This window comes from Pseudomonas migulae, assembly GCF_043225285.1.
GTDB classification, from domain to species: Bacteria; Pseudomonadota; Gammaproteobacteria; order Pseudomonadales; family Pseudomonadaceae; genus Aquipseudomonas; species Aquipseudomonas migulae_C.
Window position 1 is genome coordinate 6,505,628 of record NZ_CP171224.1, and the last position, 22,721, is coordinate 6,528,348.

The 22,721-nt window shown below is 60.7% G+C and carries 21 protein-coding genes; 10 read left to right on the forward strand and 11 right to left on the reverse strand.

Annotated features, from left to right (window positions below):
* Nucleotides 1-55 precede the first annotated feature (55 nt).
* From ACF6ZU_RS29750 to ACF6ZU_RS29765, 4 genes are all read left to right on the forward strand, one after another.
* Nucleotides 56-952, forward strand: a complete 897-nt coding sequence (locus ACF6ZU_RS29750) for an AraC family transcriptional regulator N-terminal domain-containing protein (RefSeq protein WP_392889611.1) — start codon at nucleotides 56-58, stop codon at nucleotides 950-952.
* Nucleotides 953-1,078: 126 nt separating this feature from the next.
* Complete coding sequence (locus tag ACF6ZU_RS29755; protein WP_392889613.1) at nucleotides 1,079-2,521, forward strand: DUF1254 domain-containing protein; 1,443 nt, start codon at nucleotides 1,079-1,081, stop codon at nucleotides 2,519-2,521.
* 729 nt (nucleotides 2,522-3,250) lie between these two features.
* Nucleotides 3,251-4,444, forward strand: coding sequence for an ATP-binding protein (locus ACF6ZU_RS29760; protein WP_392893976.1), 1,194 nt, complete (start codon nucleotides 3,251-3,253; stop codon nucleotides 4,442-4,444).
* A 222-nt stretch (nucleotides 4,445-4,666) separates the two neighbouring features.
* Nucleotides 4,667-5,728 (forward strand): alpha/beta fold hydrolase, encoded by a 1,062-nt coding sequence (locus tag ACF6ZU_RS29765; RefSeq protein WP_392889615.1) that lies wholly within the window; start codon nucleotides 4,667-4,669, stop codon nucleotides 5,726-5,728.
* Between the two features lie 83 nt (nucleotides 5,729-5,811).
* Here the strand turns inward: ACF6ZU_RS29765 and ACF6ZU_RS29770 are convergent, their stop codons facing one another.
* From ACF6ZU_RS29770 to ACF6ZU_RS29790, 5 genes are all read right to left on the reverse strand, one after another.
* A complete protein-coding gene (locus ACF6ZU_RS29770) occupies nucleotides 5,812-6,270 on the reverse strand; it encodes a metallophosphoesterase family protein (protein WP_392889617.1) in 459 nt (152 codons plus the stop codon).
* Nucleotides 6,271-6,590: 320 nt separating this feature from the next.
* On the reverse strand, nucleotides 6,591-7,715 hold the full coding sequence (locus ACF6ZU_RS29775; RefSeq protein ID WP_392889620.1) for an agmatine/peptidylarginine deiminase: 1,125 nt from the start codon (nucleotides 7,713-7,715) through the stop codon (nucleotides 6,591-6,593).
* 23 nt (nucleotides 7,716-7,738) lie between these two features.
* Nucleotides 7,739-8,836: an extracellular solute-binding protein gene (locus ACF6ZU_RS29780; protein WP_392889622.1), complete on the reverse strand. Its 1,098-nt coding sequence runs from the start codon at nucleotides 8,834-8,836 to the stop codon at nucleotides 7,739-7,741.
* A 1-nt stretch (nucleotide 8,837) separates the two neighbouring features.
* Nucleotides 8,838-9,746 carry an N-carbamoylputrescine amidase gene (gene aguB / locus ACF6ZU_RS29785; RefSeq protein WP_392889623.1) on the reverse strand — a complete coding sequence of 303 codons (909 nt, stop codon included), beginning with the start codon at nucleotides 9,744-9,746 and terminating at the stop codon, nucleotides 8,838-8,840.
* Between the two features lie 4 nt (nucleotides 9,747-9,750).
* Nucleotides 9,751-10,803, reverse strand: a complete 1,053-nt coding sequence (locus ACF6ZU_RS29790) for an agmatine/peptidylarginine deiminase (protein WP_392889624.1) — start codon at nucleotides 10,801-10,803, stop codon at nucleotides 9,751-9,753.
* Between the two features lie 134 nt (nucleotides 10,804-10,937).
* On the opposite strand from ACF6ZU_RS29790, the gene ACF6ZU_RS29795 reads away from it, so the two are divergent.
* Both ACF6ZU_RS29795 and ACF6ZU_RS29800 read left to right on the forward strand, forming a co-directional pair.
* Nucleotides 10,938-11,804: a LysR substrate-binding domain-containing protein gene (locus ACF6ZU_RS29795; protein WP_392889626.1), complete on the forward strand. Its 867-nt coding sequence runs from the start codon at nucleotides 10,938-10,940 to the stop codon at nucleotides 11,802-11,804.
* Nucleotides 11,805-11,892: 88 nt separating this feature from the next.
* Nucleotides 11,893-12,786, forward strand: a complete 894-nt coding sequence (locus ACF6ZU_RS29800; protein WP_392889628.1) for a LysR family transcriptional regulator — start codon at nucleotides 11,893-11,895, stop codon at nucleotides 12,784-12,786.
* Here the strand turns inward: ACF6ZU_RS29800 and ACF6ZU_RS29805 are convergent.
* The 4 genes from ACF6ZU_RS29805 to ACF6ZU_RS29820 form a co-directional block, all read right to left on the reverse strand.
* Nucleotides 12,774-13,940, reverse strand: a complete 1,167-nt coding sequence (locus tag ACF6ZU_RS29805) for a carboxymuconolactone decarboxylase family protein (RefSeq protein WP_392889630.1) — start codon at nucleotides 13,938-13,940, stop codon at nucleotides 12,774-12,776. The genes ACF6ZU_RS29800 and ACF6ZU_RS29805 overlap by 13 nt on opposite strands.
* A 14-nt stretch (nucleotides 13,941-13,954) precedes the next feature.
* On the reverse strand, nucleotides 13,955-15,010 hold the full coding sequence (locus ACF6ZU_RS29810) for an alpha/beta hydrolase (protein WP_392889632.1): 1,056 nt from the start codon (nucleotides 15,008-15,010) through the stop codon (nucleotides 13,955-13,957).
* A 60-nt stretch (nucleotides 15,011-15,070) separates the two neighbouring features.
* A complete protein-coding gene (locus ACF6ZU_RS29815; protein WP_392889634.1) occupies nucleotides 15,071-16,159 on the reverse strand; it encodes an alpha/beta fold hydrolase in 1,089 nt (362 codons plus the stop codon).
* A gap of 140 nt (nucleotides 16,160-16,299) precedes the next feature.
* Complete coding sequence (locus tag ACF6ZU_RS29820; RefSeq protein WP_392889636.1) at nucleotides 16,300-17,226, reverse strand: LysR substrate-binding domain-containing protein; 927 nt, start codon at nucleotides 17,224-17,226, stop codon at nucleotides 16,300-16,302.
* Nucleotides 17,227-17,362: 136 nt separating this feature from the next.
* On the opposite strand from ACF6ZU_RS29820, the gene ACF6ZU_RS29825 reads away from it, so the two are divergent.
* Complete coding sequence (locus ACF6ZU_RS29825; protein WP_392889638.1) at nucleotides 17,363-17,845, forward strand: nuclear transport factor 2 family protein; 483 nt, start codon at nucleotides 17,363-17,365, stop codon at nucleotides 17,843-17,845.
* 32 nt (nucleotides 17,846-17,877) lie between these two features.
* Nucleotides 17,878-18,996, forward strand: a complete 1,119-nt coding sequence (locus ACF6ZU_RS29830) for an alkene reductase (protein WP_392889640.1) — start codon at nucleotides 17,878-17,880, stop codon at nucleotides 18,994-18,996.
* Between the two features lie 49 nt (nucleotides 18,997-19,045).
* Here the strand turns inward: ACF6ZU_RS29830 and ACF6ZU_RS29835 are convergent, their stop codons facing one another.
* Complete coding sequence (locus tag ACF6ZU_RS29835; protein WP_392889641.1) at nucleotides 19,046-20,146, reverse strand: polyamine ABC transporter substrate-binding protein; 1,101 nt, start codon at nucleotides 20,144-20,146, stop codon at nucleotides 19,046-19,048.
* A 90-nt stretch (nucleotides 20,147-20,236) separates the two neighbouring features.
* Nucleotides 20,237-21,049, reverse strand: coding sequence for a carbon-nitrogen hydrolase family protein (locus tag ACF6ZU_RS29840; RefSeq protein ID WP_392889643.1), 813 nt, complete (start codon nucleotides 21,047-21,049; stop codon nucleotides 20,237-20,239).
* A 125-nt stretch (nucleotides 21,050-21,174) separates the two neighbouring features.
* Here ACF6ZU_RS29840 and ACF6ZU_RS29845 point away from each other — a divergent pair, with 125 nt between their 5' ends.
* Both ACF6ZU_RS29845 and ACF6ZU_RS29850 read left to right on the forward strand, forming a co-directional pair.
* The gene (locus ACF6ZU_RS29845) at nucleotides 21,175-21,966 is read left to right on the forward strand and encodes a response regulator transcription factor (protein ID WP_392889645.1); all 792 of its coding nucleotides are present in this window, start codon (nucleotides 21,175-21,177) and stop codon (nucleotides 21,964-21,966) included.
* Nucleotides 21,967-22,038: 72 nt separating this feature from the next.
* A complete protein-coding gene (locus ACF6ZU_RS29850; protein ID WP_392889647.1) occupies nucleotides 22,039-22,632 on the forward strand; it encodes a hypothetical protein in 594 nt (197 codons plus the stop codon).
* Nucleotides 22,633-22,721 lie beyond the last annotated feature (89 nt).

Here is a 22,721-nt window from a genome sequence, read left to right on the forward strand (position 1 = left end):
TGCCTGTTTCTGCTTTTTGCTTGCGCCCGTGCGTCACGCCGATCAGCATGCGTCCATGAATACACAACTGATCGAACTTCGGGCTCTGGCCGCAAAAGCCGAGAACCGCCGTACAGAAACCGGTATCCCGCGGGTGGCCATGGTCCAGGGCGCGATACCCGAACACATGCTCGCGGCCGTCTACGACCCGATGATCAACCTGATCCTCCAGGGCAGTAAATCGATGACCGTTGGCGATCGCACGCTGCGCTACGATCCGGCAACCTATTTTGTGATGTCCATCGAACTGCCGGCGGTGGGCAGCGTGCACCCTGCAGCCACGGGCGAGCCCTATCTGGCGGTCAGCCTGACACTTGACCCGATGGTGCTCTCGACACTGCTGGCCGACCTGCCAAAACCCGGCGGACGCTACGAAAACGATCCGGGGTTTTCAGTGGCCGCCGTCACGCCGGAACTGATGGATGCCTGGGTGCGGATGCTGCGATTGATGGACAGCCCCGAAGAAATTGCAGCGCTCGCCCCGGTGTACGAACGGGAAATTCTGTATCGAGTGCTGCAAGGCCCCCATGGCTGGATGCTGCGTGAAATCGCGGCGCCGGATACCGCCATGGCCCGCATCAGCCTGGCCATCCAGTGGATACGCCAGTCCTTCGCCGAACCCATTCGCGTGGAGTCGCTGGCACAGAAAGCGGCCATGAGCGTGTCCGCGTTCCACCGACACTTCAAAGCGGTGACCACGCTCAGCCCCTTGCAGTATCAAAAACGCGTACGGCTGCTTCAGGCTCGTACGCTGATGGTCGCCAATGCCAAAAACGTCACCAGCGCCGCGTTCGAGGTCGGCTATGAAAGCGCGACGCAGTTCAGCCGTGATTACGCCCGTGTGTTCGGCCTTCCGCCTGCGCGGGATGCTGCGCGAATAATGGGTGAGAACAAAGGGTCGCTGGCTGACTGACTGACTGACAGGGTCATTGCACTGCTGAGTACTTGACCGGAGGCCACGGGTGACAGCCCCAACCCGCTGCTATGCTTCCTGTCAGTCCGCAAGCCGCGGAGTTTCCCGAACGCCTTGGAGGCACTGATGCCAGCTTATGGTCGCGTTGTAATGTTGGGAATTTGCCTCGCTGCTTCGCACGCCTGGGCGGAATCCATTGACACCCGGCTGGGTAAACTGGAGCTGCAAAACGGCTACCCGAGCCAGGAAACCGAGACCCGGCTTTACGATGAACTGGACTTTCAGCGGGCCGTGCAAGCCTACATCTGGGCCGTCCCGACGGTGGCACTGGACAGCCTGCGCATTGCCAACGAGCGTGATTGGGGTGTGGGCATCAATGAGGTTGGGGTCGTCAACACATTCACCGGCCCTCAAGTGTTGGCACTGACGGGCAACAGCACGACGATCTATGCAGCGTCCTTTGTTGACCTCAGTCGAGACGGCCCGGTGGTCATCGATTCGCCCCCCGGCGCATACGGTGTGATTGACGATTACTGGCAACGGCCGGTAGGCGAAATCGGGCCGTTTGGGCCGGACAAAGGCAAGGGCGGCAAGTTTCTGCTGGTGCCGCCGGGGTATGAACAGAAACTGCCCGACGGATATTTCGTGCTGCATTCCGCCACCAACCGGGCGATGTACCTGGCCCGAGGCATCGTTAAAAACGGTGACGTTGACGCCACGGTACGAACACTCGACCAGATCAAAATCTATCCCTACTCCAAGGCAGGCAACCCTCCTCCCACTCGAATCTTCCATGCCGGCGATAAAGGCATGAACTCCATCTCTCCGGCAGGGTTCGAGTATTGGCAACGACTCGCCGACATCCTGGACCGCGAACCGGTGGAGACCAGGGACCGCTTTTTCCATGCCATGCTCAAACCCCTGGGAATCGAGAAAGGCAAGCCGTTCAAGCCTGACGACAGACAGAAAAAGATTCTCACGGATGCCGCACAGGTGGGATTTCTGATGGCTCAGACCATCAGCATGTCGCCCCGACTCGACAATGCTCAGTCTTATCCTGGCACCCATTGGGAGTGGGTGCTGACGCTCAATCCGGATCAGGAAGGCACGAACTATTCGCAACTGGATGAGCGGACCGACTACACCTTCGAGGCCATCACTGTCGCCGCCGGGATGATCAAACCCATCGTCGGTGCAGGTTCTCAATACATGAGTGCATCGAAAGACGTGAATGGGCAATGGCTGGATGGCGGAAAGAACTACCGCCTGCATGTGCCGGCCAATGTCCCAGTCAAGGATTTCTGGTCGGTGACGGTCTACGACAATCTGACCCGGTCGATGGTGCAGACCGATACCAACAAGGCGGCGCTGTCGTCTTACGACACGCTGGCGAAAAACCCGGACGGCTCGATTGATCTGTATTTTGGCCCTGCCGCGCCAAGCACTCAGGCGGGCAACTGGATCAAAACCGCCTCCGGTAAAGGCTGGTTCGCTTATTTCCGCTGGTACGGCCCTACGCAGGCGTTTTTCGACAAGTCCTGGGCGCTGACCGACCTTCAGCCCCTCTGAAAATCCGCTGCGCGCCTTGGGTTGCCCGGTTCGGATCGCGATTCGAACCGGGCGGCCCTGATCAGTACAGCATCAGGACTTCGATGCGCGTGGGCTTGCCAGGCAGCTGCCGAAGCTGCCATCGCCAGCAAGCCGGCTCCTACCATTGCGGGCCCGACGTGGCCTCTCGTGCAAAACACACATCCCGTAGGAGCCAGCTTGCTGGCGATCGCGGTAGCCCCGTCAACATCGCCGTCGCCTGACACGCCGCCATCGCCGGCAAGCCGGCTCCTACCATTGCGGGCCCGACGTGGCCTCTCGTGCAAAACACACATCCCGTAGGAGCCAGCTTACTGGCGATTACGGTAGCCCCGTCAACATCGCCGTCGCCTGACACGCCGCCATCGCCGGCAAGCCGGCTCCTACCATTGCGGGCCCGACGTGGCCTCTCGTGCAAAACACACATCCCGTAGGAGCCAGCTTGCTGGCGATCGCGGTAGCCTCGGCAACATCACCATCGCCTGACACGCCGCCATCGCCAGCAAGCCGGCTCCTACAATGGCGTGCCCGACGTGGCCTCTCGTGCAAAACACACATCCCGTAGGAGCCGGCTTGCTGGCGATCCGTCCTGGAATTTTACGCTGCTGCCCAATACGTCACCGCTGCCAAGCCAGGCGCATGAATAGGCCAATTAGTCACGGCCCACGATTAGAGATAATCTCCAACCACCTCATTTCAAAGCGCCGCCCCATGACCCACTCAGAATTTTTGCCTGACATTGACGCCATCCGCAGCATAGACGCGGTGCCGGTAATCCTGAGCATGGTCAAACATCTCACGGGGATGCGTTTCGCGGCCGTGGCCAGGGTCACCGACAAACATTGGGTGGCCTGCGCTGTCGATGACTCCATCGATTTCGGCCTGCAACCGGGCGGCGAACTGGTGCTCGAATCGACCATCTGCCATGAGATTCGCCAACACCGCAAGCCGGTCATTTTCGGCCATGCCACTGCGCACCCAATCTTCTCGCTTCACCACACGCCGAAAACCTATGGGCTGGAAAGTTACATTTCCATCCCCATCATCAAAGCCAATGGCGACTTTTTCGGGACACTTTGCGCGATCGACTCGGTCCCCGCGAACCTGGACGAACCGGCCATCGCGCAAACACTGACCCTCTTCGCTCAACTGATCGCCATGAGCCTCGACACGCAAAACCAATTGAAGGCCACCAAACTCCAATTGAACGACGCCAACGAGCTTGGCAGGCTACGCGAGCAGTTCATCGCGGTATTGGGGCACGATCTGCGAACACCGCTGAGTGCGATCCGCATGAGCGCCGACCTGCTGGAAACCAAAACTGCGGATAAACGCTCGCTCAATCTGATTTCGGCGATCCGCAACAGCTCGACCCGCATGGGCGTGCTGATAGAAAACATTCTGGACTTTGCGCGCGGGAGACTGGGCGGCGGCATTCCAGTCCAGAGAAAGCTGGTCGATGACTTGCAGGCCACGCTGCAAATGACCCTCGAAGAAATTCAGGTTTCCCACCCGCACGTAACGATCATTCATTCGCTGAACCTGCCGGCGGGTGTCTATTGCGACGCGCTGCGCATCAGCCAGTTACTGTCAAACCTGCTCGGGAATGCGGTCACCCATGGTTCGACTACCCCGCCAATCATCTTGAGCGCCTATTCTGAAAACGATGAAATCGTTTTGTCGCTGACCAATCAAGGCACGCCGATCCCCGCTCAGTTGATGCCGCTTCTGTTCGAACCGTTCACCCGCTCCGAAGCCGGGCAACGCAGCGAAGGGTTGGGCCTGGGGCTTTACATCGCGGCGCAGATTGCAGCGGCGCACAATGGAACCTTGAGTGTTTCCTCGACGCTCGAATCGGGCACGAGCTTTGTTGCGAGATTCCCGGCTCAATTCAAGTGGCTGTGAACTAAGGTATTCCCAAGGCCTCGGGACGCCACTCCCGAAAATCGGCTGCTCCGAGCCAGTCGCTGTGTATCACAGTGTGTCTGGCTATCCTCCTGATACATGAATTTTCACCCGGCTCTCGATTCGACACAGGCCGGATACGTCACCGCGCTCAAATAGCTCCAAGGTTTCGAGGGGATCAACCAGAACCCCTGGCCAACGGCTTGCAACGGAGACATCAGCATGAAGATGGCACTGCAAAATACAACCGGCACACCTCGCCGCCGTCTGGTCGGCTCGTCGATACTCGCGCTGGCCCTGTTCGGCGCACTCGGCACAGCCCACGCACAAACCACCACAGACGCACAGCCAGCGGCGATCAAGGCTGAGGCCACGTATGCGCCTTCGCCGTTCGGCCCCCTGAAACATGTCAACGCCGGTCTGCTGAACGTGGCCTACGCCGAAACCGGTCCGGCCGACGGGCCGGTGGTGATTCTCCTGCACGGCTGGCCGTACGACATTCACAGCTACAACGAGGTGGCGCCGCTGTTGGCCGCGAAGGGTTATCGGGTGCTGATGCCCTATGCACGCGGTTATGGCGATACCCATTTCCTCTCCGAGAAAACCGTGCGCAACGGCCAACCGGCCGCGCTGGCCAGTGACGTCATCGACTTCATGGATGCACTGAAGATCAAACAGGCCGTTCTCGGTGGTTATGACTGGGGCGCGCGTTCGGCCGACATCGTTTCGGCGCTGTGGCCGGAGCGGGTCAAGGCACTGGTCTCGGTCAGCGGCTATCTGATCGGCAACCAGGCCGCTGGCAAAAACCCGCTGCCGCCCAAGGCTGAATTGCAGTGGTGGTATCAGTTCTACTTCGCCACCGACCGTGGCCGCGCCGGGTACGAGAAAAACACCCACGATTTCGCCAAGCTGATCTGGCAAACGGCGTCGCCGAAATGGGCGTTCGATGACGCGACGTTCGACCGCAGCGCCAAGGCGCTGGCCAACCCCGATCACGTCGACATCACCGTCTTCAATTACCGCTGGCGTCTGGGCCTGATCCAGGGCGAGGCTCAATACGAAGCGCTCGAACAGAAGCTGGCCACGGCGCCTTCCATCAGCGTGCCGACCATCACCCTCGAAGGCGATGCCAACGGCGCGCCGCACCCTAATCCCGAGGACTATGCGAAGCGCTTCACCGGCAAGTACGAGTTCCGCCTGATCAGCGGCGGCATCGGCCACAACCTGCCGCAGGAAGATCCGAAGGCGTTCGCCAAGGCGGTGATCGATGCGGATCATCTTTGAGGTGATCTGAGGGCGCTGTTTCAGATAGGCACCTCCACCAAAACGGCTCGTTTTTGAACGAGCCGTTTTTTATTGGGCGGGGATTATTCCAGCAGCGAAATCAGCTGTGGCTCCATGGCCGTCCCGGTGACCTCAAGCAATGCCAGTGTCACCGGCAACTTGAAGCGCCTTCGCCCGGCACTGCCCGGATTTAGGTAGAGCCGTTCACCGCGCCATTCGATGAGCGGTTTGTGCGAATGTCCGGTGATTACCAGTGTGATGGCGTCGTCGAGTACGGCCGGGGCATCGGCGATGTCATGCACCAGCCACACCTCCCGACCGTTGAGGTTGAAATGCAGACTGTCGGCGATATCCCTGGCCCACGGCGCATCCAGATCATTGTTCCCGCGCACGACGTGCAACGGGGCGATCGAGGCCAGTTGATCGAGAATCTCGAGGCTGCCGATGTCGCCCCCATGGATGATCCGCTCACACCCCGCCAGCGCGGCGAGGGCTTCGGGGCGCAGCAGGCCATGGGTATCGGAGATCACGCCAACTTTCATGCAACGCTCCAGGACAGGGTTCGACTCGAAGATATGCCGGACGCGCCACCGCGTACACAACACACTGTAGGAGCCAGCTTGCTGGCGATCGCGTCAGCCCAGCCAACATTTCCGTCGCCTGACACACTGCTATCGCCGGCAAGCCGGCTCCTACAAGTCCGTGCCAGGCGGGCTATCGCGTGCACAGCACATCCTGTAGGAGCCGGCTTGCTGGCGATCGCTTCAGCCCAGCCAACATTTCCGTCGCCTGATACACCGCTATCGCCAGCAAGCTGGCTCCTACAAGTCCGTGCCCGGTGTGCTATCGCGTGTACACCCGATCAAGCCTGCGGCTGATGGCTGGTCACGCAATGAATCCCGCCGCCCCCAGCGGCAATCGCATCAATGTTCAACTGCACCACCTCTCGATCCGTATAAAGCTCGGACAACACATCAAACGCCTTCCCGTCAGCCTCCTCGTCACCAAACTCCGGCGCAATCACCGCACCGTTGATCACGAAGTAGTTGATGTAGCCCGCCGCGAAGTCCGGGTTGTCACGACTGAACTTGCTCTTACGCGGTTTGAGCGGCGGCGACACGGTGTGGACCTGCAATTTGCGGCCATCGGCATCCGTGGCATTTTCCAGGATCTGCAGGTGGGCGCGGGTGACCTTGTAATCGTAGGACTCAGGGTCGTTGTCGAGGTTGGCGATCACCACGCCAGGCCTGACGAAACGGGCATAGAAATCCACGTGGGCATCGGTGATGTCCTTGCCCTTGATCCCCGGCAGCCAGATGATTTTGCGCAGGCCCAGGCGGGCTTTCAGTTCTTCCTCGACGTCGGCCTTGCTCCAGTTCGGGTTGCGATTGCTATTGATCCAGCTGCTCTCGGTCATGATACCGGTGCCGTGGCCATCCACTTCGATACCACCGCCCTCGCCCACCAGCTCGCTGCGCAGATAACGGGCGTGCGTGGTGTCGGCAACCTCGGCAGCCAGTTGTGCATCGTCGTCATGTTGCTGTTTGTTGCCCCAGCCATTGAAATTGAAATCCACGGCGCCTAGTTCGCCTTGGCCATTGATGACGAAGTTGGCGCCGATGTCGCGCATCCAGATGTCGTCGAGTTCGGTGGTGACGTAGGTGATGTTGGAAGAACCGCAATGCTCCTGCGCCAGGTCCCGCTCGTGATCGCGACAGAACACGGTGACCGGCTCATGGCGGGCGATGCTCCGCGCGATCCTCCCAAGCGCTGCTTGCACATCAGCGGTGAAATCTTCCCAGATAGCGTCTTGTGCGCCGAAGGCGATGAAGGCCCGTGTGTGTCGGTCGCCCTCATCAGGCATGCGCCAACCGCTCTGCGTCGCCGCCTGCACCGACAAGGACGTCAGGCCGAAACCGCAAGACGCGGCCGCGCCCACACCCGCCAGTACCGACACCTGCTTGATGAAATCGCGACGCGTCGTCATGTATTGATCCTTTGAAAATTGACTCATTTCGCTGTGGCCGTCTTGAATTTGGTCCAGGTGCGCATCCGCGCGCGCATGTCCGATTGTGGAATGTCCTTGCCCGGAATCAGCCGTGCATAGGTGGCTTCATCGAGGTAAATGTCCGGGTTGTTGCGCATGCTCGCATCGACGCTCGGGCGCGCCTTGGCGTTGGACGTAGGGTAGCCGGTGAAGTTGCTGATGGCCGCCATGTTCTCCGGGCGCATGACGAAATTGATGAACGCGTAGGCGTATTCCGGGTGTTTGGCGTCGACCGGAATAGCCATCGTATCCATCCACACGGTGGTGCCTTCGCGAGGAATGCGGTACTCGAATTTCGTGGTTTTACCGGCACTGTCCGACGTTCTTTGCGCCTGGGTCATGTCGCCGCTGTAACCGAGGGACAGGCACAGGTTGCCGTTGACCAGATCGGTCACCGGTTGCGACTGGAACTTGCGAATGTACGGGCGCAATTTCATCAGCAGTTCACTCGCGGCGGCAAGGTCTGCGGGTTTGGCGCTGCGCGGCTCACGACCGAGGTAATTGAGCACGACGGCCAGCACTTCGTCCGGCGAATCGATCATCGAGATCCCGCAGTCGGCGAACTTGCCGGCCAGTTCCGGTTTGAACAGCAGGTCGAGGCTGTTGACCGGTGCATCCGGCAAGCGCTGTTTGACCTGCTCATCATTGTAGGTCAGGCCGATGGTGCCCCAGGTGTAGGGAACGGTGGCCTGGCTTGAATGCTCGTACTGCCGGCGCAACTTCTGCAAACCGGGTTCGATGTCGTCCATGGCGGTGATTTTCGAGCGATCCAGCGGCAACAGGCTGCCGGCGCGCACCAGGCGTTCGGCGACGGTATCGCCGGGGAAGATCAGGTCGTAGCCGCTGCCGCCGGCGAGCATCTTGGCTTCCAGGGTTTCGCTGCCATCCATCACGTCGTAGATGACCTTGATCCCGGTTTCGGCAGTGAATTTCGCCAAGGTGTCCTCGGCAAAATAATCGGCCCAGTTGTACAGCCTCAGGGTCTTCTCTTCAGCGTGCAGCGACGGCATGGCGAGGGCCATGCCCAACACGCCGAGCAACAGCTTGTGCGGAATGTGCATGTCAAACCCCTTCAGTGTTCCAGCGTGCGTTGAGGTGGCGACCGTCCTGACTCAACAGTGCCCCGTACATTTCCGGGCGACGGTCGCGGTAAATGCCCCAGCTCAGGCGTTCTTCGCGCATGGCCGCGAGGTCGAGGCTGTGCACCAGCACGCCGGTGCTGTCGCGGTCGGCTTCGGCAAGCAATCTGCCCTTGTGATTGCTGATGAAGGACGAGCCGTAGAAGCTCATTTGCAACTCGGGATCCGTCGTCGCCACTTCACGACCGACGCGATTGGCCGCCACCACCGGCAGGATGTTCGCCGCCGCGTGGCCGCGCATGGTCATCTGCCAGTGATCCCGCGAATCCAGCGCTGCGCAGCCGGGCTCGGAACCGATGGCCGTGGGAAACAGCAGGACTTCGGCGCCCATCAACGCCAGGCAGCGCGCGGTTTCGGGGAACCACTGATCCCAGCAGATCCCCACGCCGAGACGCCCGAACGCGGTGTCCCAGACCCGAAAACCGGTATCGCCGGGGCTGAAGTATTCCTTTTCCTGATAACCGATGGCGTTGGGAATGTGGGTCTTGCGGTAGACCCCGAGCAAACGCCCGTCGGCATCGGCCACGCTGAGGGAATTGAAGTAGGCATTGCCGGCCTTCTCGAACCAGCTCAGCGGCAGCACCACACCCAATTCCTTGGCCAGCGCGGCGAAGCGTTTGAGTACGCGGCTGTATCGATACTCCTCGGCCAGCGCCAGGTGCTCGTGGCTCTGCTCGATGCAGAAATACGGCGTGGCGAACAGTTCCTGCAACAGGATGACCTGGGCGCCCTTCGCCGCCGCGTCACGCACGAGTTGCTCGGCGAGATCAAGGTTCTTCGGCAAGTCCCAGGTGCAAGGCATTTGCGTGGTGGCAATCGTCAATAAAGTCATGGCATCAACCCTTCACTGGCCAGGCCGGCTGCTGCTGGGTGATGCAATGCACCCCGCCACCGCCATGGGCCAGATGGTTGATCCGCACCGGCACCACTTCGCGCCCGGGGAACGCTTGCGCTAGCACTTCGGCCGCCGCGTGGTCGGCATCGATGCCGTACGCCGGCATGATGATCGCGCCGTTGGCGATGTAGAAATTAGTGTACGAGGCGCAGAACACTTCGGCTTCGGTGTCCACGGCGTCGCTCGCTTCATACAGCTCGATCATCTCGAACTTGCGGCCTTGGGCATCGGTGGCCAGTTCCAGTGCGCGGCGGTTCTCGCGGGCCACTTCGGCGTACACCGACTGCTTGTCGTGAGTGGCATCCACCAGCAACACGCCTGGCCGGGCGAATGCGCACACGCCATCGACATGGCCGTCGGTCATGTCGCCGGTCACGTAATCCGGATCGCCCGGCAGCCAGATGGTTTTCTTCACACCCAGGAGACGGGTGAAGATTTCTTCCATCTCGGCCTTGGTCACGCCAGGGTTGCGATTAGAGTTGAGCAACACCGATTCGGTGGTGATCAGCGTACCCTCGCCATCGACGTGAATCGCCCCGCCCTCGTTGCTCAGCGGTGTGCCGAAACATGGCAAGCCAAGGTGGTTGAGCGCACGCCGCGCCAGGCCTTCGTCCAGATCGTGCGCTGACTTGCCGCCCCACGCGTTGAAGCGCCAGCTCACACCGGCCAGCCCCTGTTGCGGGTGGCAGACGAAGCTTGGGCCGGAGTCACGGCACCAGCTGTCGTTCACCGGGATTTCGATCAGCTCGATGTTGGGGCCGCACAGCGCTTCGGCACTGGCAACCGCTGACGGATCGACCACCATTCTCACCGGCTCGAAACGGGCGATGGCGTTGGCCACTCCGGCAAAATCCTTCTGCACTTGCGCCAGCGTGACGCGCCAACCCGACTCCCAAAGCGCCTGATTGTGTGGCCAGACCATCCAGGTCGCCGCGTGCTGGACCCATTCCGCCGGCATCAACCAGCCACTGTTCTGACGTTCGTTCTGCTGCATGACAAGCACCCTTGAGTTAAGTCATTGTGTTCAATGAAAATGACCTTGTTGGTCCTGGCATGCATGCTACGGCTGTAAAAACGGGCTCACAAACGATGGATTTTGCATAAAAGTGATTAGAGGAACTTATCAATATGCTCAAGCACTGGCCCCCGCTCAGCACCCTTCGCGGCTTTGAAGCCGCTGCCCGGCTGGGCAGTTTTCACAAGGCCGCTGACGAGCTGCACCTGACCCAGTCGGCGATCAGCCAGCAGATTCGAACCCTTGAGGCTTACCTTGAGCAGCCACTGTTTTTCCGCAGCGGCCGCAGCGTCAGCCTGACCGATGCCGGCCACGATCTGCTCAGCACCACGCAGGCGCTGCTGCAGCAATTGTCAGTCGGCATTCGTCGCCTGGGGCAATACCAGAAGCCCAATCAACTGGTGCTCAACACCACCCCGACCTTCGCCCGGCACTGGTTATTGCCGAGGCTGGGGGATTTTCGGCGCAAGCATCCGGAAGTCGATCTGTGGATTTTCAGCACCGACGAAGTCCCGGACATGGCCACCCAGACCATCGACCTCGCCGTGCGTGATGACATCAGTTCCCAGGCGGAATGCAGCTTCAAGGTGCTGCATGCCGACCGCCTCTATCCGGCTTGCCATCCGGACCTATTGGCGGTGCCTGTCGAGCAGCGCACCACCCTTCACGGCGAGCGGGAAATGGACTGGAGCCATTGGGCGGTTGAGGCTGGAATCGACGTGGGCCAGAAGGATCAGGGGCTGAATTTTTCCGATCCTGGCCTGTTGCTGGATGCTGCGTGCGCAGGGCTCGGTATTGCGCTGGTCAGCCAGCTACTGAGCCGGCAAGCGCTTGCCAGTGGATCGTTGGCACCGTTGGTGGCGGAAACCATTCGCGGGCCGAACTGGGCGTTGCTCACGCACCGGGACAGCGAGAACAACCCGTTGGCGCGCAGCTTCATCGAATGGCTGCTGAACGACCTGGAACAATCGACTCCCTGACCGGAGTAAACGCGCGAACGGTAAGACGAACGACAGAACGAGGTAAGCTTCGCGCTCCTCTTTGGAAACGCTGCCCAAGGACGTACCCATGACGGCTGAAAGCTACGATCAACTCGCGATGTTCTCGGCCGTGGCCCAGGAGCGCAGTTTTACCCGCGCCGCCGCCAGGCTCGGCATGTCACAGCCCGCGTTGAGCCGAGCCATGCGTCAACTGGAAGACCGGCTGGGCGTGCGCTTGCTTTCCCGCACCACGCGTAGCGTCTCCCCCACGGAAGCCGGTGAACACTTGCTGCGAGTGATTGCCCCACGCTTCGAAGAAATCGACAGCGAGCTGGCGCTGCTCAGCGAGTTTCGCGACAAGCCGGCGGGCAAATTGAGGATCACGGCCGGCGAGCATTCCGCGATCGCAATCCTGCACCCCGTGCTAGGGAAACTGCTGCCGGACCATCCCGACCTCAGTATCGAAATCATCGTCGACTACGGCTTTACCGATATCGTCGCGGAAGGCTTCGACGCGGGTGTCCGGCTCGGCCCGCAGGTGGCCAAGGACATGATCGCCATGCGCATCGGCCCTGACATGCGCATGGCGGTGGTCGGATCCCCGGCGTATTTCGCTCGCTATCCGAAGCCGGTCATCCCGAATGATCTGCTGGTGCACAACTGCATTACCTTGCGCATGCCGACTCACGGCGGCCTGTTCCTTTGGGAGTTCGAAAAAGACGGGCAAGAACTGCGGGTGCGCGTCGAAGGCCAGCTGGTGTTCAACAACATTGCCATGCGCCTGGAGGCAGCCCTCCAGGGATTGGGGCTGGCCTACATACCCGAAGACCTGGTGCTGGAACACATCAAGCAAGGCCGCTTGATTCGCGTACTTGAGGATTGGTGCGAACCGTTCTCTGGCTACCACCTCTACTATCCGAGCCGGCGCCAGAGTTCACCGGCCTTTACGCTATTGCGCGAAGCGTTGCGCTATTTGGGTTGACTGGCTTGCACGGTGTCCAACGCGTCACCGGCACGCTTGGCCGCCGCGGCATCGCCCTGGTCGGCCAGCAGTTGAATCAGTTGACGCAACTGCGAAACGCTCAAGCCCACCCGGAGACTGGCGGCCATGTGCGAGCGCAGTTGTGATTCCACGCCCGGCGTGGCCGCAAGCGCTGCAACCGTCGCCAGCTCGCGACTTTGCCAGTCGAGGTTGTCGCGCTCGAAAATGTCGCCGAACAAATGCGCTTGCAGGTACTGGTTGATGACGGGAGCAAAGTCGAACAGCGGCCCTTGAACGGGCGCGCCGGCAATACGCGTCTGGTTGGCCTTGCCCACCGTCAGCAGTTCACCGCCAGTGGGAATGACGCGAGCGGGCTCTCGCCCCGGATCATCCTGCACGCCGCGTTGCTTGCGCGCCTCCACCACTTTCATCAATTCACCGAGTGCATTGAGGCTGCGCGGAAAACCGCTGTAGGCGTAGAGCTGAACCAGGATTTCCTTCGCCTCGCTGACGCTCAGGCCAGCATCGAGCCCTTGATTCAAGGCTGCGTTCAGCCTCGGGATATCGCTGACCGCCATGCTCGCAGCGATCAACGGAATGGCTTGTTGCCTCGCGGACAGAATTTCGGAAGCGGGAAACTCGGCGGGCGTCTGCTTCACCGCCGCCCGAGCGCTGTATTGGTCGTCGGTAACCTTCTCCAGCCAATCCACACTTTTGCCATTCACAGCGCCGGTCACCGCCAGATGCGTCATGGCGCTCGACGGTGCGGCGCCGTGCCAGTGCTTGACGCCCGGCGGGCAGACAATCACGTCCCCGGGAAGGATTTCCTGCACGGGCTTGCCCCACTCCTGGGTCAGGCCCACACCGGAAACCACAACCAGACGCTGACCCGCGGGATGGGTATGCCAGGCCGATCGCGCCCCCGGTTCGAACGTCACGTAGGCGCTGGACGCATTGATTTCATGGCTGGCGGGAAACAAAGGATCAACGCGCACTTGCCCGGTGAAGTAATCCCCCGGGCCTGCGGTGGAAGACTGCGAGCCCGCACGGCTGATCTGCTGAACAGACCTCGACTCACCGGCATTTTCCGCACCCGCGGCGCTCGCGAACGGCGCGGCGACACAAACCGCGAGACCTAACAGTGTGTTTTTCATAATGCCCCCTCAAGTCAAAGCGTTCTGGCGTAAAACGCGCTCAGTTGGCCGATGGCAACATTCACATACTCAGGCACCCAATAGGTTTCGATATGGGTTGCGCCATCGATGGTGAACAGCTTCTTGTCCTGGGTGCCGCTGGCCTTGGCGAAGGCTTGCTCCGACATGTACAGGCTGTCGGCCTTGCTGCCGGCGATCATCAGCAACGGCTTGTCGATCAGTTCGATCTGGTCGGTGGCATCGAAACTCATCAGGTCCAGCAGGCTGCTCAGGGTGTACCTGAAGGTCGAGTTGGGGTGAGCATGCGTCTTGCCGTAATACTCGAAACCCTGCCGATACAGATCGAAGGGAAGCTTGGCGATTTGCTCGTCGGTCAGTTTGGCGTCCCCGGTATAGAGAATTTCTCCGCCCGCCGCTTCCTGGGCGCGGGCCGCCGAGGCCTGTTGCAAACGCTCCTGAACAGTGGACAGCTGCGAATCCCGGTAGCCATTACGCCGCACCAGGCCGGAGTTGAACATGCTCACCGTGGCGATGGACTGGAAACGCTTATCGGTCTGCGCCGCCTTCAAGGAATAACCGCCGCCGCCACAGATACCGAGCAAGCCCAGTCGGGCGTTGTCGACACCGGGATAACCGGCAATGAAATCGGCCATGCCGTGAATGTCTTCGACGCGGTTCGCGGGTTTATCGACGCTGCGCGGCTGACCGCCACTGGCGCCTTGGTACGCGGCGTCCGCCGTGATGGTGATGTAGCCCTGATCGGCCAGGCGCTGGGCGTACAAACCTGCGACCTGCTCCTTCACCCCGCCATTGGGATGCGCCACGACCACCACCGGGTATTTTTTCCCCGCGTCATAATTCGCCGGCGTGTAAACGTTGGCGGAAATGTCGAGGCCATTGAGTTTGTAAGTGACCGGATGGATGTTGACCTTGCCCGGTTCGTTTTTCGTCAGCGCGCCGCCGTAGGTCAAGGTGAACGGGTTCTGCTTGTAATCCTCGGCCTCGACTTCGGCCCCGGACATTCCAATCATGGCGGCCAGAAAAGTGGCCTTGATCGTGGTTCGCGTCATATGAACATTCCTGCCAATGGGTGTTTTCAGGGGACACGGCAGCGATTGCCGTGCGCGTGATCAATCAAGGTTTTTTTCTGCGAGGAAGGTCGAAACCAGGTCCGCGATCTGGACGTTGTTCAGGTCCGAAAACGGGAAGTGGCTATTGCCCGTGATCCCGATCTCCGGCAAGTGAACCAGCCTGACGTCACCGCCATGCCGGTTCACCGCGTCACGCCACAGCCGCGCCATCTCCAGGCGGGCACGCCAACTGTCCTGCGCCGGTAAACGCACCGGTTTGTCGGGGATGTTGTCGCCGTAGAGCACGAGGATGGGGATGCGGGTCAGTGCGTCGAACTGCGCCTTCGGGACGACATGCGCCGACACCGTGTCGAACGCGCTGGGAATCGGCTCGGGAGCCTCGCCCTCCGGAAACACGAAACTGCTGCCCGGCTCGAAGGCGACGATGGCCCGCACATTGCGGTTCTTGATCGCGGTCAACCAACCGGGGCCGCCGCCTTGCGAGTGGGTAAACAAAATGGCCGGCCCGGTTTTTTCCAGCAGCGCGGACACGCCATCGGATACGACCTCAAGGTCATAAGGACCGGTGTTGGGCGTCATCGAACGGAAGAATTGTTCCAGCGCCACTGGGCCACGCGGGAACTGGCTGCCGTCGAAGGCGTCGGGCCACAGGCCGATGCGGAACTGGTTGAACCACATCTGTTCATCCGCTATCGGTTTGATTGTGGTTTCCACCAGACTGCGCCCGGCATCGCCCCGGCGCGGCTGGTCGATCAACCAGGTAGAGAATCCGCGACGCAGAAAGATGTTCTGGAATCCCTCACGTCCGTCGGCCGTGGTTTCCCAGGATTTCGCCGACTGGCCTGCGCCGTGCCACATGATCACCGGCAGCGGACGAGCATCGACCGGCACCTGGTAGAACGCGTACACATGGTCGCCGTGGAAACTCTGGCCATCGGGCCGGGTGGGTGTGTAAGGATCGAAAGTGCCTGGCTGAGTGCTCACCTTTCCCCCGGCGATCACGCTGCCCTGCTCCTTGATGACCAGAGGTTTGCGATCGTCGGCGACCGCGCAAGTGCTCAGCGCGATACCGAAGGTGCACGCCTTGGCCAAGGCGGAGAAGCAATGGCGGGTAACGGAATGGGTCATTGGCGAGCTCTCGGCTGAAAACGCAGAGAGGCACGTTAACCTTCAGCTATTGATTGATAAACAGCACCAATCGGATAGCGCTCATACCAAAATCACATAACTGAGCAAGGCGAGAGCTGCGCCAGCGATGGGCATCTCGGTCACTTGCTTGTTACTCCAAAAACCTCCGCCTGTTGCCGGGCCATTTCAAGCAGCGCATCAACCACGATCCTGACCTTTGGCTGGATATAACGCGTCCGGGGCCAGATCACGTGAATGGGCATGGTTGCACCCGCTTCGCTGTCCAGAACAGTGACCAGTGCCCCGCTGCGCAGGTGCTCTGAAACCAGCCAGGTGGGCAACTGACACAGCCCGCACCCGTCCAGGGTCGCACGCAGCATCATGTCCCCGTCACCAAACTCATGGCGCACCCGGACTTCCTGTTCCGCGAGTACGCCCTGAGCATTTTTCAGCAGCCATGTTTTACGCAGTCCCGCGCGCCAGGCGATGATGCAGTCCTGCTCCAGCAAGTCGGACGCACGCAAAACCGGAGGTCGCTGATTCAAATAGCCCGGGGCAGCGCAGATCACCAGATGCTGCTCGCCCAGCCGACGCGCCACCAGCTCCTGATCATCCTTGAGATCACCGATGCGCACGGCGAGATCAATGCCTTCGCTGATCATGTCGACCGTGCGCTCACCGAAGGTCAGCGTCAGGTCGAGTTGCGAATATCGGCGCGCCAGATCGATCAGCATCGGGGCGATGTGCCGTCGTCCGAACGCGGCGGGAAGATCGACGCGCAAACGCCCCTTGGGTTCGGCAACGCCATTGAAAAAACTGCCTTCAACGCCCCGCAGTTCCTCCATGACTCGCAAGCAGCTCGCCAGGTAGATCTCGCCTTCAGGGGTCAGGCTCAGTTTGCGTGTGGTGCGGTGCAGCAGCTTGATGCCAAGGCGTTTCTCCAGTCGGGACACGCTCTTGCCGACCGCCGAACTGGTGACGCCCAGCTGCAAGGCTGCCGCTGTGAAGCTGCCTGACTGCGCAGCCAGCGTGAACTCCGGGATGCCATCGAATTGAAGGGTTTCCATGAACGGCTCCAGGCAAATCAAAACGTCGATTCTATCCCTGCAGGATCAACTGATTGTATTTATCGCCAATTAATAGAATTCAGAGACTGGATTAAGGTGAGCGCCTGTTTTAACGACTCCCCGAAAAGAGGCCTTCATGACCGTCGACTTGAACCGAATGCTCGCACTTGAATCGATCAGGAACCTGCGCCTGCGCTACTGCCATCACCTCGATGCCAACCGCCTGGATGCACTCGCCCAACTGTTTACCGAAGATGCCATTTGCCAGGTCGATCGCGGCTGCTGGAAGGGGCGCGACGCCATTCAGCAGGGTTTGTCCCAGGCGTTCTCGGCATTCGATACGCAACAACGGGGCGCTTATCCGTTTATGCACGCGGTGTCGAATCACTGGATCGAAGTGCTCGATGACAACCGCGCCGAAGGCCGTTGCTATCTGATCGACTTTGCCACCCAACGGCCTGCGGGAGAGAACCCGCTGCTGCTCCTCGGGATGTATGCGGATGAGTACCGGCGAGTGAATGGCCAGTGGCTGATCAGTCGCACCCGGCTGGACGTCGTCTGGCCCGAGCCCGATATCGGCGGCGGGGATCCCGGCAACGGTCTGATCCTGCCTGCCTGATTCACCCTTCACCCTTTTTCAAGAGCGTTCCCATGAGCCCATTATTCCAGCCCTTCAACCTCGCCGGCACCGTGCTGAGCAACCGCGTGGTGATGGCGCCCATGACCCGCGCACGGGCACTGGACGACATCCCCGACGAACAGACCGTTCTCTACTACGCCCAGCGAGCCTCGGCCGGCCTGATCATCAGCGAAGGCGTACCGATCTCCCGTGAGGGTTGCGGCTACCTGTTCAACCCGGGCCTTTACAACGATGAACAGACCCGTGGCTGGCGTCGCGTTACCGATGCCGTCCACGCCAGAGGCGGACGGATCTTCGCCCAGCTGTGGCATGTCGGGCGCATGTCCCATGTCTCGCTGCAACCGGACGGTGGTGCACCCGTATCGTCGGTCGCGACCGTCGCCGCCCGTTCGAACGCCTATGCCTGGGTGGAAAAAGGCACGCCGGGGCCGGTGCAGGCCAGCATCCCGCGAGCCCTGAGTACGAGCGAAGTCAGCCGAATCACCGCCGATTTCGTCAGCGCTGCACGTCGCGCGATGGATGCCGGGTTTGACGGCATCGAATTGCACGGCGCCAACGGCTACCTCTTCGAGCAGTTCCTCAACGGCGCATTGAACACTCGCACAGATGCCTACGGTGGCTCCATCGCCAACCGTCAACGCTTCCTCCTCGATACGCTGGATGCGCTGGCCGCAGAAATCGGCAGTGACCGGGTGGGTGTGCGACTGTCACCGTTTGGTCGCTTGTTCGACATGCAGCCCTACACTGAAGAAACCGACACCTGGCTGAGCCTGGCGTCGGCCCTCAACGAACGAGGCCTGGCGTACGTGCACTTGAGTGATCAACTGACGATTGGCGCGGAAGCGATCCCGCAAGGTTTCGCCAGCCGATTCCGCCAGGCCTACCAAGGCACCCTGATCGCGGCGGGCGGTTTCAATCGTTCGCTCGCCGAGGCCGTGCTGGAACAGGGCGACCTGGACCTGATTGCGTTCGGCCGTCCGTTCATTGCCAACCCCGACCTTGTCCAGCGGATGCAGAACGACTGGCCGATTGCCGAAGGTGACCGAGCGACCTTTTATGGCATCAACGGCAGCCCGACCAAGGGTTATACCGACTACCCGGTTTATAACGAGGCGGTGGCAATCGGGTAACGCACAGCTCCCTTCGCAGGCGCGAGGGGAGCCGTTCAATCGTCAGGATTCACACCCCGCTTTTCACCTTGCTCCAGACCCGCGTCCGAATGCGCTCGGTCTTGAGCGGCAACGGCTGGCCAGGGAACAGCGTGGCCATGGTCGCTGCCGAAGGATAAGCGCCGGGGTTCTCCCGCAATGACTGGTCAACGAGTGCGGTAGCGCTCTTGTTGCCGTTGGGATAACCAAGGTAGTTCGAGCTTTTGGCGATGACTTCCGGGCGCAGCATGTAGTTGATGAAATCCAGACCCTGCTGCGGGTGCGGCGCATCCTTGAGCAGCACCAGGCTTTCCACCCACACCGACGTGCCTTCGTGGGGAATGTTGTAGGCCAGTTTGCGTCCGTTGTGCGCGCGCTCGGCATTCACCTTGGCGTCAAACACACCGCCTGCCCAGGCCACCACGGCGCAGATGTTGCCGTTGGCCAGGTCGGTGATGAATTTGGAGGAATCGAAATAAGTGATGTACGGGCGGATTTTCAACAGCAGCGCTTCGGCCTTGCGGTAGTCATCCGGGTTCTGGCTGTCGGGCGGCAGGCCGAGGTAATGCAAGGCGATCGGGATGATCTCGCCCGGCGAATCGAGCATCGCGACCCCGCACTGGCTGAGTTTGGCGATGTTCTCTTCCTTGAAGATCAGGTCCCATGAATTCACCGGCGCGTCCGGGCCCATGACTTCGGCGACCTTGTCCACGTCATAACCGATGCCGGTGGTGCCCCACAGGTACGGCACCGCGTAACGATTGCCCGGATCGTTCACCGCCAGTTTGGCGAGCAGTTCGGGATCCAGGTTCGACCAATTGCCCAACTGGCTGCGATCCAGTTCCTGAAGCACACCGGCTTTGATCAGGTTGGGCAAGACGTCGGACGTCGCGACCACCACGTCATAGCCCGTGTGGCCGACCATCAATTTGCTTTGCATGACCTCGGAGTTGTCGAAGGTGTCGAGCACCATCGGGATGCCGGTTTCCTTCTGGAAATCCTTGGGTGCCTCGGGGGCGATGAAGTCATACCAGTTGTACAGGCTTACGCCGGGGGTTTCGGCCCAACTCGGGCTCATGCAAAAACCGGAAAGTAGAAAAACACCAGCGTGCAGCAAACGCGTGAATTGCATCGGGTAGCTCCTGGCCGACCAGCCCTCGATGAGGGTCGGATCAGCGGCGGTATTGTTGTTATGGATGAGCTTCGAAAGGACGCCCGCCAGTCAAGGAATCAACAGCTCCCGGCGACCGTCAGGCTGTTCGATGAGCGTGCCCGGCAGCTCGAAACGCTTTTCTACGCGGTAGTCGTAGAGCGCCCGCGCCGGGGCGATTTGCGTCAAGTCCAGTTCCACGCTGTGGCGGCACTCCTGCGCCCCGGCTTCAAACAATCGCACGCCAAACGGATCGACCACGGTGCTGCCCCCGGCGTAGGTTTCGCCATCGCCCTCGCCCACCCGGTTGACCATCACTGCGAACAATTGATTTTCCTGCGCCCTGGCGGCAACAGCGGTGTGGTGCACGTGGCCGTAAGGTTGCATGTTGCCGTCGCTGATCAGGATCAGTTCTGCGCCCAGCGCCGCCAGTGCGCGGGCACTTTCCGGAAACTCGATGTCGTAGCAGATCAGCAGGCCGATGCGAACGCCGCGCCATTGCGTCGTGGCATAGCGATCACCCGGCAACACCAGGCCCGGCTCGGAGACCCACAGGTGGGTCTTGCGATAACTGAGGGCGATGCCTTCAGGAGTGATCAGCAACAGCGTGTTGTAAAACTGGCCGCCATCGTTCTCGATCAGGCCCGTGACCACCGCGACATCCCGTTCCCGGGCGGCGCGGCAGATCGTACGCACGCTCGGCCCATCAAGCGGTTCAGCCAGCCGGGCAATGTTGTCGTGGTTGAGAAAACCGCTGAGGTGCGCCTCGGGGAACATCACGATGTCGGTGCCCGGCCCGCACTCGGCAATGGCGTCCAGCGCACGTTGCACGTTGTAATCGACGTCGCCATCGCGAGCCGTCAGCTGTACGAGTTCTATTTTCATTGTCAGCCCTTGTGGTAAGTAGCGTCGCGGCCAGGAAACAGATGACTTTTGCAAAAGCTCAGGCAAGTATGCTCGTCGCAAAAAAATTTCCTATCACGTCGAGTGTGTAACCCCAGGGGGTAGAAATGAGCGTCACCCTTCAGGACATGGCCTGGCACAGGTCGGTCGGCCAACTGGTCGAGGAGTTGAACCAGCCGGGGTTCTGGCGTGCGCTCACGCGGATGCTCGATGAATACACGCCGCTCGATAGCTGGGTGGCGCTGCTGTTCAGCGATGGCCGTCCGCAGGTCCTCGGTGAATGCCCTTATGAGGGAGACGGGCCGGACCCGCTGTTCCACGACTACCTCAACGGCCTGTATGCGCTGGACCCGTTCTACATCGCCAACCGCGAGTGCCCGAAAAGCGGCCTGTTTCGCCTGGCCGATGTCGCCCCCGAACGCTTCAAGCAGACCGAGTACTACCAACGCTATTTCACCCACAATGTGGTGGAAGACGAAATCCAGTTCAACGTGCAACTGGATGACGTGCGCTCGCTGTGTCTGTCGCTGGGGCGCAAGACGCGCTTTACCCCGGAGCAGATTTCCCTGCTGGACCTGGTCCGCCCCTGGGTCCTGGGGTTGATGCGCCAGCGGCTGTTCTTCGAAGACATGAGCACCGAACCGCTGCCCACGCAAACACCCCACTGGCGCGGCGATCTCGAGCGGGCAATGGAACGTCTGGGAACGCCGCTGACCGCCCGGGAACTGGACGTCATTCGCTTGATTCTCAGCGGCTGCTCCAACAAGGAAGTCGCGAGCAAACTGGCGATTTCGGCGGAAACGGTGAAAGTCCACCGCCGGCATATCTACACAAAACTGAACATCAAGTCGCCGCAGGAGCTGTTTTCGTTTTTCCTCAAAGCCCAAGCGGATAAATAGCGCCCCCCCAATCGATCTTCCTTTCGGTTTTTCTCAGCTAGCCTTCAAGCCAGCTTCGAGAAGGAGATCGCCATGTTCAAGTTCATCAAGACCACCGTACTGGGCGGCCTGCTGTTCATCCTGCCGCTGGTGCTGATCGTCGTGTTGATTGAAAAAGCCATTCACCTGCTGAGTGGGCCGGTCAAAAAGCTGCTGCCGATGTTCGATGACTATGACGTGGCCGGGGTGACGCTGATCAGCCTGGCGACGCTGGCCGGCCTGGTTCTCCTGTGCTTTCTCGCCGGGTTGCTCGCCCGCACCCGACTGGCGTCCAAAGCACTGGAAACCGTCGAAGACAAAGTGCTGGGCAATCTGCCGGGCTATCAGCTGTTCAAAGACATCAGCACGCGAATGGCCGGTCTCGAAAATGACGGCAGTACCCAGGTCGGAATGATTGCCGAGGGCGATGGCTGGCGCTTATGCCTGGTGCTGGACGCGGTCGGCGACTGGGTGACGATCTACATGCCCGATGGCGGGCCGGCCGGTGGCACCGCCGGCGAAGTGCGCCTGATGCCGGCGTCCCAGGTGGTCATCACCGACGTTACCTGGTTACCACTGATCGCATCGTTGCGCCGTGGTGGGCGCGGTGCGCTGGAAATGGTTGGGCCCTGGCTGCCCAAGCCTTGAGTGGCGCTTTTGATCGAGTGGAGCTAAACCAATAAAACCCCGTCCTCCAAAAGCTGCACCTTTGTAGGAGCGAGCTTGCTCGCGATGAC